19 protein-coding genes are annotated in these 14252 nt (G+C 50.3%); all 19 read right to left on the bottom strand.

Features of this window, described 5'->3' with window-relative positions:
• Positions 1–128: 128 nt before the first annotated feature.
• Positions 129–587: a phage tail tube protein gene (locus tag BLS14_RS17060; protein WP_017690162.1), complete on the bottom strand. Its 459-nt coding sequence runs from the start codon at positions 585–587 to the stop codon at positions 129–131.
• A gap of 1 nt (position 588) precedes the next feature.
• Positions 589–1905: a phage tail sheath family protein gene (locus tag BLS14_RS17055; protein WP_090953081.1), complete on the bottom strand. Its 1317-nt coding sequence runs from the start codon at positions 1903–1905 to the stop codon at positions 589–591.
• Entirely contained in the window at positions 1905–2114 is a 210-nt protein-coding gene (locus BLS14_RS17050) for a YqzN/YkzM domain-containing protein (RefSeq protein WP_090953080.1), read from the bottom strand. The genes BLS14_RS17055 and BLS14_RS17050 overlap by 1 nt, the downstream gene beginning before the upstream one ends.
• 56 nt (positions 2115–2170) lie before the next feature.
• Positions 2171–2596: a phage tail terminator family protein gene (locus tag BLS14_RS17045; RefSeq protein WP_090953078.1), complete on the bottom strand. Its 426-nt coding sequence runs from the start codon at positions 2594–2596 to the stop codon at positions 2171–2173.
• Positions 2597–2616: 20 nt separating this feature from the next.
• A complete protein-coding gene (locus tag BLS14_RS17040; protein WP_090953076.1) occupies positions 2617–3732 on the bottom strand; it encodes a tail fiber protein in 1116 nt (371 codons plus the stop codon).
• Positions 3732–4322, bottom strand: a complete 591-nt coding sequence (locus BLS14_RS17035; RefSeq protein WP_090953074.1) for a YmfQ family protein — start codon at positions 4320–4322, stop codon at positions 3732–3734. Before BLS14_RS17035 ends, BLS14_RS17040 begins: the two co-directional genes overlap by 1 nt.
• Positions 4282–4551: a hypothetical protein gene (locus BLS14_RS32325; RefSeq protein WP_143021555.1), complete on the bottom strand. Its 270-nt coding sequence runs from the start codon at positions 4549–4551 to the stop codon at positions 4282–4284. The genes BLS14_RS17035 and BLS14_RS32325 overlap by 41 nt, the downstream gene beginning before the upstream one ends.
• Entirely contained in the window at positions 4544–5683 is a 1140-nt protein-coding gene (locus BLS14_RS17030; RefSeq protein ID WP_090953072.1) for a baseplate J/gp47 family protein, read from the bottom strand. The genes BLS14_RS32325 and BLS14_RS17030 overlap by 8 nt, the downstream gene beginning before the upstream one ends.
• Positions 5684–5687: 4 nt before the next feature.
• Entirely contained in the window at positions 5688–6143 is a 456-nt protein-coding gene (locus BLS14_RS17025; protein ID WP_090953070.1) for a DUF2634 domain-containing protein, read from the bottom strand.
• The gene (locus BLS14_RS17020; RefSeq protein ID WP_090953068.1) at positions 6136–6546 is read right to left on the bottom strand and encodes a hypothetical protein; all 411 of its coding nucleotides are present in this window, start codon (positions 6544–6546) and stop codon (positions 6136–6138) included. Before BLS14_RS17020 ends, BLS14_RS17025 begins: the two co-directional genes overlap by 8 nt.
• Complete coding sequence (locus tag BLS14_RS17015; RefSeq protein ID WP_090953066.1) at positions 6539–7525, bottom strand: XkdQ/YqbQ family protein; 987 nt, start codon at positions 7523–7525, stop codon at positions 6539–6541. The genes BLS14_RS17020 and BLS14_RS17015 overlap by 8 nt, the downstream gene beginning before the upstream one ends.
• Positions 7522–8151: a LysM peptidoglycan-binding domain-containing protein gene (locus BLS14_RS17010; protein ID WP_063564643.1), complete on the bottom strand. Its 630-nt coding sequence runs from the start codon at positions 8149–8151 to the stop codon at positions 7522–7524. Before BLS14_RS17010 ends, BLS14_RS17015 begins: the two co-directional genes overlap by 4 nt.
• Positions 8152–8205: 54 nt before the next feature.
• Positions 8206–10080, bottom strand: a complete 1875-nt coding sequence (locus BLS14_RS17005) for a hypothetical protein (protein ID WP_090953064.1) — start codon at positions 10078–10080, stop codon at positions 8206–8208.
• 25 nt (positions 10081–10105) lie between these two features.
• The gene (locus BLS14_RS32635) at positions 10106–10249 is read right to left on the bottom strand and encodes a hypothetical protein (protein WP_162842432.1); all 144 of its coding nucleotides are present in this window, start codon (positions 10247–10249) and stop codon (positions 10106–10108) included.
• Positions 10250–10263: 14 nt separating this feature from the next.
• Complete coding sequence (locus BLS14_RS17000; protein WP_053783415.1) at positions 10264–10698, bottom strand: phage tail assembly chaperone; 435 nt, start codon at positions 10696–10698, stop codon at positions 10264–10266.
• A 190-nt stretch (positions 10699–10888) separates the two neighbouring features.
• Entirely contained in the window at positions 10889–11296 is a 408-nt protein-coding gene (locus tag BLS14_RS16995) for a phage tail tube protein (RefSeq protein ID WP_064640174.1), read from the bottom strand.
• A 94-nt stretch (positions 11297–11390) separates the two neighbouring features.
• Positions 11391–12854 (bottom strand): phage tail sheath family protein, encoded by a 1464-nt coding sequence (locus tag BLS14_RS16990; RefSeq protein WP_090953062.1) that lies wholly within the window; start codon positions 12852–12854, stop codon positions 11391–11393.
• Positions 12854–13054, bottom strand: coding sequence for a YqzN/YkzM domain-containing protein (locus BLS14_RS16985; RefSeq protein ID WP_090953060.1), 201 nt, complete (start codon positions 13052–13054; stop codon positions 12854–12856). Before BLS14_RS16985 ends, BLS14_RS16990 begins: the two co-directional genes overlap by 1 nt.
• A 181-nt stretch (positions 13055–13235) precedes the next feature.
• Complete coding sequence (locus BLS14_RS16980) at positions 13236–14147, bottom strand: hypothetical protein (protein ID WP_176854572.1); 912 nt, start codon at positions 14145–14147, stop codon at positions 13236–13238.
• Positions 14148–14252 lie beyond the last annotated feature (105 nt).

Here is a 14252-nt window from a genome sequence, read left to right as displayed (position 1 = left end):
GCGAGGAACAAATTTTTGACACGCCAAATAGCCCGTAACACAGGCAAGTTGAACAGGTTTATTTTACAAACCCGCTTACAAAGTCAAACTCGTTATAGTTTATGGTTCATATGTCCGCGACTTCTATATTACTTCGGCAGATTAAACGATACAGGCATATCGACATCTTCAAAAGTAAAGCTCACTTCTTCCTCCAACGCCTCGGCCTCGGTATCCAGGGATGCCATGATCACACTGTCAAGATTGACGCCTTTGAGGGTCACGGTCTGTTTGCCAATGGTAGACGAAGGATCTTCGTTGGTCACTTCAATGTCGAAGTACGTGTCGACACCATTTTGCATGTACTGAAGCATCAGCTCGCGGAAACGGGATGTGGTATAAAAGATCGTCATAGAACCTGAGCCAGACCACCCCGTTGCTTTATGCTGGACACCGCGGCGGCCAAGGGTTTTGACCTCTGCTTTTTGCTTTTCCACGGTTGCTTCAAGTGTCTTCACATAGAACATTTCTTCCGTCTGTCCGTTAATCGTTGCATATGCGCGGCCTTCCTGGCCGGAGATTGTGTCGCTTGCTTTCAAAAATGCCATCTTAAACCACCTTCACTTTCATGTATACTTTTTCAACGGAATCTACTGGTTGGACCTGAATTTCGATCAGAATGCTGTCGGTTTCATTTCCCGGAGTAACTGTAATATCTGTTTTCGAATCAAAATTTTGAATCGCCCCGATATCCTGAAGCTGCTTCAGGTAGGTGACACATTGGGAACGGAACAGGCTGCGCCCATCTTCGTTGTTGTTCACTTTACCGATGTAATAGGATTCGAAAATCCGTTTCATGTCATTGGCAATACCATCAAGTACACGAACAACACGGTTTTTGGCAAAATGACGTGCCTTATCCGGTGTAATGGAACGGAACGTATTCACATCCTGCTCAACCACTGCGCGGTTGCTGCTCGCCGTAAAAACAAATTCGCCATTACGCAATGCCGCTTCCGTCTCGGTATGTGTCAATCGCCCATTCACATCCACGGCATCGTCATAGGCACGGAACGTCAGAGACTCATTCAGGTTAGCCCCCGCTGTTGCACCGGTAGTCCATGCTACGGTTTGTTTGGGCGTAAGAACGGTACCGTCTGTGAGCACAACGCCGTTTTTAACACTGATGACCCCTTCGTGATCTGCAGCCGGATAATCCGATAACACCAGTTGTACCTTCTTGCCCTCGGTGTCGCGCAAACGCTTGATGTACGCAGTGTAGACCGATTTCAATGTGGCGTCGTCCGAGATCAGACCGACGGTGTTGAAATCCAGTACTTCCAGCTTGGTCAAGAAATCGGCATGCTCCTGGTTGGTTGCTGTACCATCCAATCCACCTGTTAGTGGAAGTGAAGCTGTAGCTGTGAGTGCACCTTCACCAGTAAATGTAACGTATGGGTTGGATTCGAGCGCTTGGATGGTAGACCCTGTTTGTTTGTCTACTTCTTTACCTGCAAGCAGAGTTGAAACATCAAATTGGTCCGGGTCATTGATATTGGTGGAGATTACAACGGCCAGGTCATTACCGCGCACGCCGCCATGTTGAGCAGTTACTGTCAGTTTATCCAGTGTTGCCTTGGCTTTTGTACCCGCATTGAGACGATAAAGGAGCACAGTTTGCGCCCGTTTCAATGCCTCACGAATAAGCAGTAGTTGAGGTGCTGTCCAGTCAAAGCCCAGTTTGGCTTGTACATCTTCACCTGCTTGTACCGTCAGGATTGTGGCCGCTTGTCCCCATGACAATGGAAGTGCCAAAGCCACCGTTCCCCGCTCACCAACCGTACCCGGCAATGAGCCCTCTGATGCAAAATTCATATATACGCCGGGGCGTACCTTGTTTTGTGTCGTCCATGTTCCTCCAGCCATTATTGTGCCTCCCCATTCATAAATTGTTGGATGTATTGCTGTGCTTCTTCCATTGTGTATGTTTCTTGTTCCAGCAGCACCGCTGCCAGAATGTCTTTCTCCATTCGGCTCAATTGCCGGGATTCGGCGAACTGTGCTTTGCTGTATTTCGAGTTGATTTTCTGTTTGGTGCCCAAGTTTTTAGGGTCCAGTTCCTTTTTCGTAAACATTGCCAATGCGCCTCCTATTCCTTTCATGTATATCCCCTCATTAAGTTAGTAATTCGTTAGCGGGCTTTAAGTGCAGTAGGTCGCTGTTCCAGTTGTTGCATGGTAGTGGTGGACTCCGACACCTTGGTGGTTCGCATCGTGTAATACACCAGCAGCTTGGGTATCTGCCCCCAAGTTTTCCATCGTAATTCGGTAGCACGATACGGCGTCCCTTCTACTTCAATGGTCTCCAGTGCTTCGAAGAGCCTGTCCGGTAAAGTGTCTGGAATGTTGCTTGCATCGAGCCAGCGAATTTCGAAAGTATGGAACTGCACAAAGCGATCACTGCGTTCCCGGGTAAGTTTAGCAGACAACAAGCGGTAGGTAAGCCCTTGGGTGTCTGGAGCAGGTGTATTGCCGCCATTTGCTAGGTGGACCGGGATGTGTGGGAAATGCTGTGTGAGCGTGTTTGCGATGGTTGTAGTTAGTTGGTTTGTGGTCATGGTTCACCTCCTTTTATGTTTTATAATCCATAAACACTCCAACCTACGGTAATATATTTTGGATTATACCCTACTTCATCCGTTATACTAATTCTTAATGTGCGACTTGTAGTATTCCAACCTACAGAGATAGAGAAAGAAAATTTTGCACCAGAACCTCCCCAAAGTCCCTCAGAGCTAATCCAGCTTGATGGAAAAGTATTGGTTCTTGAATCAAATTTTAGAGAAGCTCCTGCTTTAAAACTTCCAGAATCATAACTATTTGAATTTCTATACGATGTTTCAAGATTCACTGTGACAATCCTAGGAACGAAATCTAAAAGAGTGCTAGTAACTTCCTTACCGTTGTATCCTTGTTCATTATTAACAGCTATGCCTGTGTTACCACTTATATTTTTTAAATCACTTGATATCTGAGATATTTTTGTAGTCAAACTACCAAATGTTTCGCTGCCTGATGCTGCTACTCCCTTGCCAGTGATAGCGGCTGCGATTGCTTTTTTTCCATCACTGACAGATTGAAAAACATCAAGGCTCCAAGGTTGCCAAATATTATTTTCCCTCGTCCTCTGGTAAAGAGTCTGAGTACCACCGTTAAGCCGACTTGCCCTTTGAATTACATAACCCAGTCCATTTGAATGACACTGTACGTCAATGTACCACCATTCATCTACATTCGCTGGGATTGGAGCATTAGTTAAACTATTTCCGTTATATTGACCATTGGCCACCAATGAGTTAAGGTCAGTACCGGAAATCAACTGACTTTTACCATCGTCAGCCGTAAGTTTATGTTTCTGCCATGTCTTTGTATCAATATAGGATTTAGCATTTGCTGTCGCATCTGTAGTAGCTACATTAATAGCCGCCACCCTCGCATCCCTAACCGCCTTCTCCGTCGCTGCCACTGTCTCGGACGTGCCATCCGTCTTACTAGACAACTGCACCTTCCCTTTCTGCGTCAAAGACGCATCGGGAATGTCCATCTTGCTCACCGCTTCACGAAGCGCATCCAAATCTGCCTGCGTCGCAACGCCTGCATCAATTTTTTCAAAAATCCCATTAATACTCTCCCGGGTAACGTTCTCGTTTCCTAAGGGCAGAGGCAATTTCAGTCGATTCGTTTCTTTTGGCATTACGCCCACACCTCCAGTTCATTCCACGTCAAGGACGCGGCGTCCAGTTCATCCCAGGTCACCTGTTTTTTATCCAAATCGTCCCAGATCAGATAGCGATACTCATACTCTACGGCCATGTGGGCCGGTTTTAGTTCATCAATCGCGCGTTTGAGATCGTCAATATTGGGCGGGATGCCCATCGTATCCACAAAGCTCACCGTAAAGCTCCACTCTTCCGGCTGAAAGGTTACATCTACTTTGCCTCCAGCGTACGCCTCAGCGACATTCGCAACCAATCTCCCTGAAAACTTTCCGGCGCCACGCAGCTTCGCTTCGACCACCGCACGCCGCTGATCCACAGGTTTGAGACGATCCGTCTCAATGCCAAGCTCCTGCTCCCAGAAATCCAAGCCCCACGTTGCCGTGCGGACAAAGAACTGATCCAATGTCTCATCCAGCGCCTGATACAGCAGATCCATCTCGGTTCCTTTGGACTGCATATCGGCCTGCATCACGCGGGAAGTCTCATAATAGCTTGGCAAATACGAGAACAGCTCCCGCCCTTTCTCACTCGTCAGTCCAACATGTACAACAGAAGGTGCACTCATGACCTGCATCCTCCTTTCCTTTCACATCAACGTAAACAGCTTCGCTCAAATGCTCCGTTCCCGAGCGGCGCACCGCATGACCCAAGCACTCTTCGTGCCCGCTACTCTCTTCATTTCCAGTTGAACCGGATGCAGCATAGTCAGAACATTCCCGATGTCCCATACTGCCTTTATTGCCGCATTCACGAATAGCATCATCATCTATCATCTGGCCCTGCACGCTACTCATGCACATCCACCGTCCCCAGCACCGCCACCTGACTCGCCGTCATCTCAATATTCTGATCGCTCACACCATTCACGGTCAGCTCCGAATAGTCGATAATCGGCGGAATGTCCAGCAGGATCGCGGCAATCCGGGTGTAGCGTACAAGTGGATCGGCAAATGCCAACTGCTTCAGATACGCAGTCACCCCGCGTTCGATCAATGCCCGCACATCAGCGAGTGTCGCATCACTTGCCAGCGTCAGCTTCACCTGAATGTTCATCGGCACTTCCTCTGCCGGCATGACAGTCACCACGGGGCCAGCTGGTGCAACGCCTTCACCCTGTCCATCCTGCGTTGGGTCAACGTACTTCTGTACCGCCGCCACCAGATCGGTTCCCGCGGCACGTTTGTCCGTATCCAGCAAATACAATCCCACCGTGCCCGGGCCTTTCCATAGCGGTATTACACGAGTTGCACCAACACCTGGCACCTCACTGGCCCATTGCACATATTGCGATTTGTTGCCGCTTGTCCCTTGGTTGCGGACTTTGGCATAAAAACGTTCCAGTAGCGCCGTATCTGCCTCGATATCCGCACCGCCCTTAATCACCTCAACGTTGGTTACTGAGGTAACGCCACTCACTGGTGTGGACAGCACGGTCACGGTGCCCGCAGGCACATTGCTTTCTTTTCCAGCAACGAGCGCCCGCACGCCAACACTACCCAGACCATCTTCTCCCAACTCCACACGACCAACGGTTTCATATTCGAGCGAAGCCTCACCGGAGATTTCATCTGCCAACGTAGCCACAACCGTACCCGCAGGAATCACCTTGCCCGGCGTACCCGCAAATTTAACCGTACCTTGTGCTGCCACCGCAGCCCGCCGAGTAAGGCCATGCTCCCCCGCCCGCAAATCCAGCTCCTCCGAACGAAAATTCGGATCACTGCTCGCCGCCGTACTCGCAAACCCGCGCCGCAGTAATTCCTGGGCCCACAAAGCCGCCTCAGACAGCATAAACGCAACCGGAGCCTCAGCATCCCACAAGAACGAACCCTCCGACTTATCCAGATCCGCGGGCAGACGATCCAGCATACGCTGCAAAATCTGTTCCTCCGTCTGGTCCTCCAAATAACGCGGAATCTCAGCCATCCCGTCAGATCACCTCACTTTCCAAAATAAACATCTCTTCCTGCACACTCGCCACCCGGCACGAGAACATGCACTGCTCCCGATTCCAATCGAACGTAAATTGGTCCACCAAATCCGTGCGTGGATCAGCCTGCAGCGTCTCCGTAACCATCCGGGTTATCTCACTTTCCATCACACCCCGGCTGTCCCCCTGACCAACCAACTCATCCAACTCCGAGCCATAGTTTCGGGAGTAGATCACATGTCTGTACCGCGGCGTCTTCACTGCTTTGATACACCACTGTACCCAGGCTTCATGCGCACCCGCCGCAGCGACTTTGCCACTTGGGGTCAGCACAAAATCCCCCGCATCGTAATCGAATCGCCAGCTCCGTCCAAACCTCACCTCTTCCGAAGCCACCCCCGATAGATCTTCCTCATCTCCCCATACCACACCCGTTTCCGGGAACAAACTAGGCATTCGCACTCACCACCTTACACAGCACCACAATGTCGTTACCGCCATTCACCCGCATCGCCAGTACACGGTCACCGGCCTTCAATCCTTTACCAAGTGACCACACCGCTTCTTCCACTTCCCCTTTTTGCAAAAGAAACCGTCCCGTGCCCGTCGTTCCGCCGTTTGCCACGTCAGGTATACCGGAAATCTCGCCAGCAGCCTCGCGCTCCGGCAACCCAAGCGTGCCCGGCAGCTCGGCCACGAGATAATCCTGCACTTCGTGCTTGAAATCATCCAGCTTCACACCTGATGAAGTCATCGTACCCAGTACTGCTCCCAGACCGCTCACGGCCTGACGAGTATGGGTACTCATCGCACCCCGCATGACCTCGGCAAAATGCCCATACGGATCATCTTTATTCAAGGTAAAACCTCCTTTTCACCAGCTCGGCTGTCCCCAGTTCCAATGTCATTGTTCCAGGTCCGGCAGACAGATCACGGCTGACCGACATGACGATCAGTTTCAGCCCTTTGAGCAGCACCGCGTCTCCGGCACGAATCGTATTCACATCCGGTGCGGTTACGGTAAAGGTCTCCTGAATACCCGTCAGACGGCTTTTCGCCAACTTCTTGGCCGCAGTCGCTGTTTTCACCTGATCGTCCTCTATCAGCTTTTGCAGTGTGCCCAGTTCGGCTACACCATCCTGCTCAATCGCGAGCACTTTGGAAGGAACTTCTTTGCCACTGCTGGACTCCGAGGCCGCCATCACTTTAACTCTGGTGACCGCGCCTTCGAGCGTACGCATCTGGGTCAGATCAATCAGCCGATCCAACTCATGCACTTTCGCATTGCTGCCCACCTTGAACAGCTGCAGCCCGCCGGGCGTCATCCGCGGATGATACATATCTCCACCAGACTTCACCGTTTCCTTCAGATCGGCAAACATCATCGAAAAAATCGTCTGCGACCGATACACCGCTTTGCTCAGCTTCGTTTTGGTATCCGATAGAGCGGCGTATGGGATTTTCCATTCCTTAGCATACGTTTTGAGTCGCTGCGTGGCAGTCTGGTCTTTCGGCAGCAAGAACTCATCCTCTGATTTTTCCAGATAAATCATCCGGTCGTAGACGGTCAGGGACAGTCGCTTGGTACCGCTGTTGGAGCTTTCCACTTCCCAGATGACCGCAGGATGCAGCAAGTGAACCATTGATTTTTCACCAAAAGGAATCCCGCTGATCCGCACCGCCATACCCGGTGAGATCGCAGGCAGACCCGAAGAAGCAGACACCGTCAACCGGATGTTGGCCTGATACGCAATCTGGTCGAGCGAGTCCTTCAGCGTAATCGTCTCCACCAATTTGGTGATGTCATATTTGTCGTCCACAATGACCTTGTAGGTCATGGCATCACCAGCTTTTGTCCGGGCTTGATCCGGTTCGGATCACTGCCGATGGTCTTCACATTGAGCTTATAAATCTCGTTCCATTTGGAACTGCTGCCCAGCTCAAGCTTTGCTATTTTGGACAGGGAATCGCCAGATTTGACGGTGTAGGTCTTGCTGCTCGTTTTCAGATCAGTACGGGAACCAGACTTGCTCGCAGATGTAGCCGCGCCAACCTTCTCCACTTTGGAATCCCGCCACGTTCGCAGCGTAATGTCAAAGTAAATATCCCCGCTCTCACCGCCCCGAAAGGTCGTATTGTGCGAGATCAGATACACCGGCACGTTCACCCCCGTGTTGGTAATGATGAAGCGCAGCGGCTTTTTCGATACAAGAAACGTATTTAGCATATTCATCGCTACACGCGGATCAGGCAAAGGCTCGTACATGCAATAGGACGCATCATATTCTTTGGGAAAAAAAGAAGAGAAGGTGATCTCCTTCACCTTCTCTCCCTGCGCAAAATCAAACTCGCCATATTCCAGCATATTAATCGTTTCGTATCCCTTGGATCGGGAGATCGTCAGTTCTTCCGGTTTCACCGGGAATTGAAACTTCGTTTTCCCATCGATCAGGGTAAATTCCATTTTGATACCTTCCACGTTATCTTTAAATACAGTCATGACAGGCCTCCTTTCTGCTTAGGCCATAATCGTTTTTCGATTTTCCATCGCACGGCGCACTTCGCCTGCAAATCTCATTCCAACCTGATGTGAGATGGCATCGTAGTCGATAGCATTCTCCCGGACAGTCACCTGCACAGCTCCTTGTGGTACGTTTACGGAGATCTGGTTGGTCGTCTCAGTTTTGAAATCCTTCAGGTAACCGGACAGACTACTCATCTGGTCTTCGGATATTTGTACTGTCATCGTGGACGATTTGCCATTAGCATTCGTTTGAGCTCCGTTACCTAGACCCATGGCTTGTGTCTGCATCACGCTTGTTCCCATAAAACCAGCAGATGTAGACTGGCCGACCTTATTGTTCATATATGCTGCTGGACCCGTCATTGTCAGTGCCGGTGGAATATAGGCAGGTGGCATCTGAGGACCTGTTGCTATTTGCGACGTTGAAGCCACCGTTGCCGCGGATGCGGTCTTGTCCTCCTTCTCCGAGCCAAAACCGAAGAAACTGGATATGCCATCGGTGATGTTTTTCGTTTTCTCAGAGACGTAATCCGCTGCACCCGACAATGCATTACCCACACCCTCGGTAGCGTTGGACATAAACTTCCCAATATCCTTAGCATTATCGCCGATCCAGCCGCCTGCTGCACTGCCAGCCCAACCGCCTACTGCACCACCAACCCATGTTCCTATCCCAGGCAAAAGAACACTACCGATAGCGCTACCAATCGCTGTACCTGCTGTGCCGCCAATCATTGAGCCTACAGCTCGGCCCCGCTCCTCGGGAGGTGCAGTTGCAACATTCGCTACATCAGCGAGCATGCTGATTGGCCCAAGTAATTTCCCGGCCCCCTTAGCAAGCCCTCCGCTCAGTTTGCCGAACATGCCATTGCCTGAGAAGAGCTTGGACATTGATGAAGTAGAGGGTTGATTAGCGCTAAGGCCCAGTCGATTCGGATTCATTTTTTGATCAAAATCAATTCTGAGCTTTTTTGATTCTGCTGGAGAGATGTTGGTGATGATTTTTTTTGTGGGATCGGAAGCTGGTGATGCTACAGTTCCACTTGCACGTTCTTGATAGGATCTGGAACCGCTCTTGTAAGAACCTTTTTTACTACTTTCAGAAGTTGCAACACTTTTAGCTCTGCCGCCACCTAATTTTTTTGCTTTGCTACCTTTCACTCCACCTCTTGAGAGTCTTCCCACCAAACTTCCACTAGAACAGCAGCAGCATTGGGAGCCAGAGCTTGCAGTTCCGTCTAATTTTGATTTTTTACCTTTAAATAGGTTTCCTACGAACTTTATTCCTTCACTAGTATTCTTAACTGCATCAGCTAAATGATTAAATTTTTCAGCTCCATCAACAATACTCTGAAACCAACCCTTGTCTTCTTCAGCTTTTGCTGTTCCCGCCCCAGAAATATTGGTTGTGATCCCCAGCTTAGCAGTATTCTCCTGCACTTTAATCGCCAAATCCTGATTAGACATAGTGAGCTTCGCCAGTTCTCCATTCGTTGTTGTCAGTGTACTAGGTAGTTCCCCTATGGATAATTCAACCTTCTGCTGAACCATCACAGAAAAACCCCCCGAAGCCCTAACCATCTGGTTCCTGAAGCTATTCAGTTTCACTAGTGCGCGATCCAGTGCCGGACTAAGTTGGTCATCCAATCCAATTTTGGGCGTAATCCTTAGCCTGCTGATTCGCACAGCCGTACTATAAATGCTCTCCAGCCTGCGCCCGGTTGTTCTCAGCTCATTGTTCACCTTGATCAGACTCTGATAGCGAACTCTGCCCAGACGTTCGGTAGAACGCTGGATCTGATCCAGATACCGGATGGTCGTCCGCATTTCCGCGTTTGATTTGGACAAGCCCACAATCATTTCTGCCATTTCTTTCACCCCCTGTCCGATCTAATCATCGATTCATTTGCGAGGTGATCGCTGCCATTTCCTCTTCTGAAAAAGCAATCAACAGCGAGCGTTCACCGCGCGGCAAAGACCAAAATTCTCCGGGCCGTAGATGATGACGGACCCACATGTGATATAAGAACGTAGTCATCCCGCCGGAGTGAATCAGTTTTTTAGGTCTTCAATCTCCACACCGAAGCCGGAAAGCTCAAGTACCTTGTCGCCAACGGCATCCAGCTCACCCGCGAGTAACATGCGGCGAACCGCCTGTTCCCCACCGGACAGCTTCATGCGCCCCGTGATGCGGTTGTCTCCCCAACCGGACAGTTCCAAGCCGCGAACATTCATTTTCACCGTTGCTTCAGAGATCAGCAGCGCGTTAAATGTTTCGGTATCCACCTTTTCCTCGGTGCGGCCTTTGACCGTTTTGCGAATCGTACAGCGTTCGCGGATCTGATCCACTTTGGAGGACGTCAATCCACGCAGGGTCAGCAACAGATCCAATCGTTGAATGCGTACATTCTCTTCCGGCAAACGTTCTGCTGCTTCAAACAACTGATCCAAAATTTGTTCTTCAGACATATTCTCGTTCATACTCATGGGGTGCGATCTCCTTCTCATTTCACAATTGGGTTAATACATCTCCACATCCAGGGACAACAAAGAGACCGAGAATTTCTCGGCCTGCCTGTGTATCCCACTTCTGTTAAGTCTCGTTGCCCGTATGCCTGATTAGACAAGCGACAAGCTTCGTTACGAGGTCTTTCCGAAGTTCAAAGTCATTCCATCCTTAGTTCGCTACAATCGGGTTCAACAATTCGAACCCTTCAAATGTAAAACTTGTTTCCTCCGGTACTTCCTCACCCGCAGTCCAGTTGGCAAGCTGGATTTTGTCCACCATGCAACCTTTCAACAGGACACTCTCATGTCCGTAGGATTCTGGATCGTCCACCTTCGAGATAATTTGGAACTTGGTGAAGCCGCGCTGGATCATGTCCGAAGTGACTTTGTAACCCGTCATCGTGCCTGTTCCTTTTTTCGCACCATTCTTGTGTACTTTCCAATCGTTGCCGACCAGATTCAGTTCACGCTTCTCGATTTCAACGCTGGCCTCCAGCTTATTAATATTCGTCTGCCACACACCATCGATATGCAGCTGACCATGGGTACCGAGAATTACTCTTGACGCATCCAACATGACAATTCCTCCTTGAGATTAGAAAATATCGTATAAACCATCCATTCAACGAATCGGCGTCTCTTTTAAAAGACAGTTTCCTTCTAAACAAACCTTATTGCACGTAAAACGTACCGAACAACTGCTCCATTACATCCGTCAGCTTCACATTCCATTGCAGGAATACCTGATCCGCCTCCGGCTTGAGAATTGGTGCAGCACCATAATACGCCGGATCGAGAACGACATCGTATCTCTCAGCTTCAATGACATTGCTCTGTGCGAGCAGTGCCAGATAGGCTTTCATCGCACCAATCAGCGCCTGACGGCCTTCTTCCGTATTGTTTACTTTACCGATATACGTATCTTCAGCAGAGCGCTGCAAATCCGTATTAACCGCATCCATAACACGAATGGAACGGATTTTTTTCCAGGCATTATTCTGTCCTGCGGCAGGGGTCACGAGTGTATTCACTCCGCGAAGCGCCTTCACCTGACGTCCATCATGGAAGAAAATAAATACACCATTCTGAACCGCCTGCTCCTGTTCTGCTCGCGTCCAGCGACGCGTCACGTCATCGAACGGAGATGGTGCGTATGTGGTGGATTCATTCAGACGTTGTCCGGCAATCAGACCCGCAACATAAGCAGACGTTTCCGCCGAGCTGTAGAACGCATCTCCCAGACGCACACCCGTACCAACATTAATCACACCCTCATGATTCAACGTAAGTGAACGTGCTGCTGCCTTCTGTGCTGCAGTCGCAGAGGTGTCGTCTGCCGTAGTACCACCGAATACAGCCATCACGGGTTTACCCTCATTGCGCACACGTTTCACCCAAGCTGCAAAGCTCGCCAGCAAAGGCGCATCCGCCGCATGATCCAGTGCCAAAACGTCAAATTGCTCACCTTCCAGCGCGCCCTGCACGGCGATATACTCCGCATTGGTCAGTCCATCGTTGCCACTTGCACCACCTTTGAACGCCGCTCCCGCAACGGTTGCAACAACACCTGTACCCTCGCCAATCGCCTGCGCGTTAATCCAAATGTTGCTTTCATCCGCGTTGATCTCTTTTGCCAGCGACGCTGCCGAAATATCCGCAGTCAGCAGTGCATATAGCATCCGGTTGCCTTCAAACAAGCGCACTTCATGCTTCGTATTATCAATTACACCCGGTTGAATGGTGACGTAGAACCCGTTACCCCGGTCACCCGGATACTTGGCGTCCAGTTGCAGAACGGCTGTATCACTGCTGTCTTTCAGCGTAAGCGTGGCTGCTTTCGCCGTCTCTCCGGCTACCCGATAAGCGAGCAGCTTTTTCGGTCCACCCAACAGAGCGAGCTTCAAGGATGTATAAGCTGTTCCATTATCCTGGGCATGCGCCGAGAAAATACGCTCAATTGCAGCTTCACTGCCGACTTCTACAAAAGTGCCCACCGGACCCCAGTTGGCCTTGATCGGCACAACAACCGTTCCGCGATTACCAGCCTGAATGGCCGAAGACGCTGCCGCCTGAAAATTCATATATAAGCCCGGAAGTACCGGACGATTCGTTTGCTCCCAAGTTCCGCCTGCCATTATCCCTTCACCTTCGCTTTCATAAATTGGTTGATGTGTTCCTTCGCTTCCGCAATGGAAAACGTCTCTTGCGCTACTTCGTACAGCGCACCATACAGCACCTCTGCCTTAACGGCAAAGAGGGCTTCGGCATGATTCATCAGCTCGGCCCGCGTGTATTGCGGGGCAGTCTGTTTATTTTTTTTCACTGAGCTTGCCATGGCCATCTCACCTCATTGTTTGACTACTGAATTCGTTGAACCTGATCTTTGCACCATAATTTTGACCTATGAATTTTTGTCCCTATGAACCTACGAAACTATGAACCTATGAATTTGAAGCTAAAGTATGATATTGAATTTCTCATCTGGAACCCCATCTAGAGTCCCTCTCGACTAGCGCTTACTCTATCCCTTTGCTATGGTGAATCTCGCGGATTAATGGCACATCCGTACCCGGACGGCGAATACGCTGCTGCAACGTCAGACGAATCTGCCCGTTCAAGTAAGCGTCTGCCTGCAAGTCGGCAGAAACTTCATCCACCGTCACATATCGCGTACCGTCTGTATCCGTCAAAGCAATACGGGGTTGCACAGCCAGTTGTTCAACCAGATGTGTGACCGTTTGACGGACATCTCCCACATTCGCAGCCAGCACATGCCCAATCCATTGCTTACGAATCTCCAGCGCAGAAGTCCCTGCAGTGGTTGTACTGCATCCCGTCAATCGCCACAGTATAGACTTGGACCTATAACCTCCAGGCCAGGCATCCCCATATACGGACCACTCCTGTCCGAGCTGAGTTTGTGTCCAGCCCTGAAGTGCAGCCATCCACAAATCTGTGGTTTCAGCCTGAGTGTATTCCAGCATTTCCGGAACATACACCCCAAACCGCAGGCTGCGCGTAACCAGTCCAGAACTGGCATCCACACGATCACAATCTGAAGAACCCAGATAAATACAGGTAAATGCCCCGCCTTCTTCATCCTCCAGCCTGACCTGATGCAGTCCTTCCATCAGCGCTGCTGACCATACTTCTACTTGTTCAGCACCTCCATCTTCGGGGCGTGCATATGGAGAGATTTTGATGATCCTCCTATACCCCGCCCAAGCAGACTTCGGTACCTCTTCTGCAAAAGCAATCACGGCACAGGGTCCGGCTAACACCTCTCCCGGTACAGGAGTATCCAGTACTCGGTCATTCCATGCCGGGACAAGAGCCTCCAGCTTCTGCTTCAGCGTTCGCCTGATGACGTTGCTCACTTGCCCTGTGCTGGCGGTGTTGTTTAACCCACTACTCATAGACACATTCATGTTGCCCCCTTCAGCTGCAAGTTTGAGATCTGCCTGCATTGTGCAGCAACAATGTTGCAGCAGCGAATTCCCCCTTTAACTCAGCCTCTGCGTATCTACGGCACC

Origin of the sequence: Paenibacillus sp. OK060 (assembly GCF_900101205.1) — a bacterium.
In the GTDB taxonomy this organism is placed as follows: domain Bacteria; phylum Bacillota; class Bacilli; order Paenibacillales; family Paenibacillaceae; genus Paenibacillus; species Paenibacillus marchantiae.
The sequence above is the reverse complement of the archived record's forward strand: the minus strand, read 5'-3'. Positions and strand labels throughout refer to the sequence as shown.

Bases quoted from the DNA above. Each gene is read 5' to 3' on its own strand.
- BLS14_RS17060 (WP_017690162.1), bottom strand. From the start codon at position 587: ATGGCATTTTTGAAAGCAAGCGACACAATCTCCGGCCAGGAAGGCCGC.
- BLS14_RS17055 (WP_090953081.1), bottom strand. From the start codon at position 1,905: ATGGCTGGAGGAACATGGACGACACAAAACAAGGTACGCCCCGGCGTA.
- BLS14_RS17050 (WP_090953080.1), bottom strand. From the start codon at position 2,114: ATGTTTACGAAAAAGGAACTGGACCCTAAAAACTTGGGCACCAAACAG.
- BLS14_RS17045 (WP_090953078.1), bottom strand. From the start codon at position 2,596: ATGACCACAAACCAACTAACTACAACCATCGCAAACACGCTCACACAG.
- BLS14_RS17040 (WP_090953076.1), bottom strand. From the start codon at position 3,732: ATGCCAAAAGAAACGAATCGACTGAAATTGCCTCTGCCCTTAGGAAAC.
- BLS14_RS17035 (WP_090953074.1), bottom strand. From the start codon at position 4,322: ATGAGTGCACCTTCTGTTGTACATGTTGGACTGACGAGTGAGAAAGGG.
- BLS14_RS32325 (WP_143021555.1), bottom strand. From the start codon at position 4,551: ATGAGTAGCGTGCAGGGCCAGATGATAGATGATGATGCTATTCGTGAA.
- BLS14_RS17030 (WP_090953072.1), bottom strand. From the start codon at position 5,683: ATGGCTGAGATTCCGCGTTATTTGGAGGACCAGACGGAGGAACAGATT.
- BLS14_RS17025 (WP_090953070.1), bottom strand. From the start codon at position 6,143: ATGCCTAGTTTGTTCCCGGAAACGGGTGTGGTATGGGGAGATGAGGAA.
- BLS14_RS17015 (WP_090953066.1), bottom strand. From the start codon at position 7,525: ATGACCTACAAGGTCATTGTGGACGACAAATATGACATCACCAAATTG.
- BLS14_RS17010 (WP_063564643.1), bottom strand. From the start codon at position 8,151: ATGGAATTTACCCTGATCGATGGGAAAACGAAGTTTCAATTCCCGGTG.
- BLS14_RS17005 (WP_090953064.1), bottom strand. From the start codon at position 10,080: ATGGCAGAAATGATTGTGGGCTTGTCCAAATCAAACGCGGAAATGCGG.
- BLS14_RS32635 (WP_162842432.1), bottom strand. From the start codon at position 10,249: ATGACTACGTTCTTATATCACATGTGGGTCCGTCATCATCTACGGCCC.
- BLS14_RS17000 (WP_053783415.1), bottom strand. From the start codon at position 10,698: ATGAGTATGAACGAGAATATGTCTGAAGAACAAATTTTGGATCAGTTG.
- BLS14_RS16995 (WP_064640174.1), bottom strand. From the start codon at position 11,296: ATGTTGGATGCGTCAAGAGTAATTCTCGGTACCCATGGTCAGCTGCAT.
- BLS14_RS16990 (WP_090953062.1), bottom strand. From the start codon at position 12,854: ATGGCAGGCGGAACTTGGGAGCAAACGAATCGTCCGGTACTTCCGGGC.
- BLS14_RS16985 (WP_090953060.1), bottom strand. From the start codon at position 13,054: ATGGCAAGCTCAGTGAAAAAAAATAAACAGACTGCCCCGCAATACACG.
- BLS14_RS16980 (WP_176854572.1), bottom strand. From the start codon at position 14,147: ATGAATGTGTCTATGAGTAGTGGGTTAAACAACACCGCCAGCACAGGG.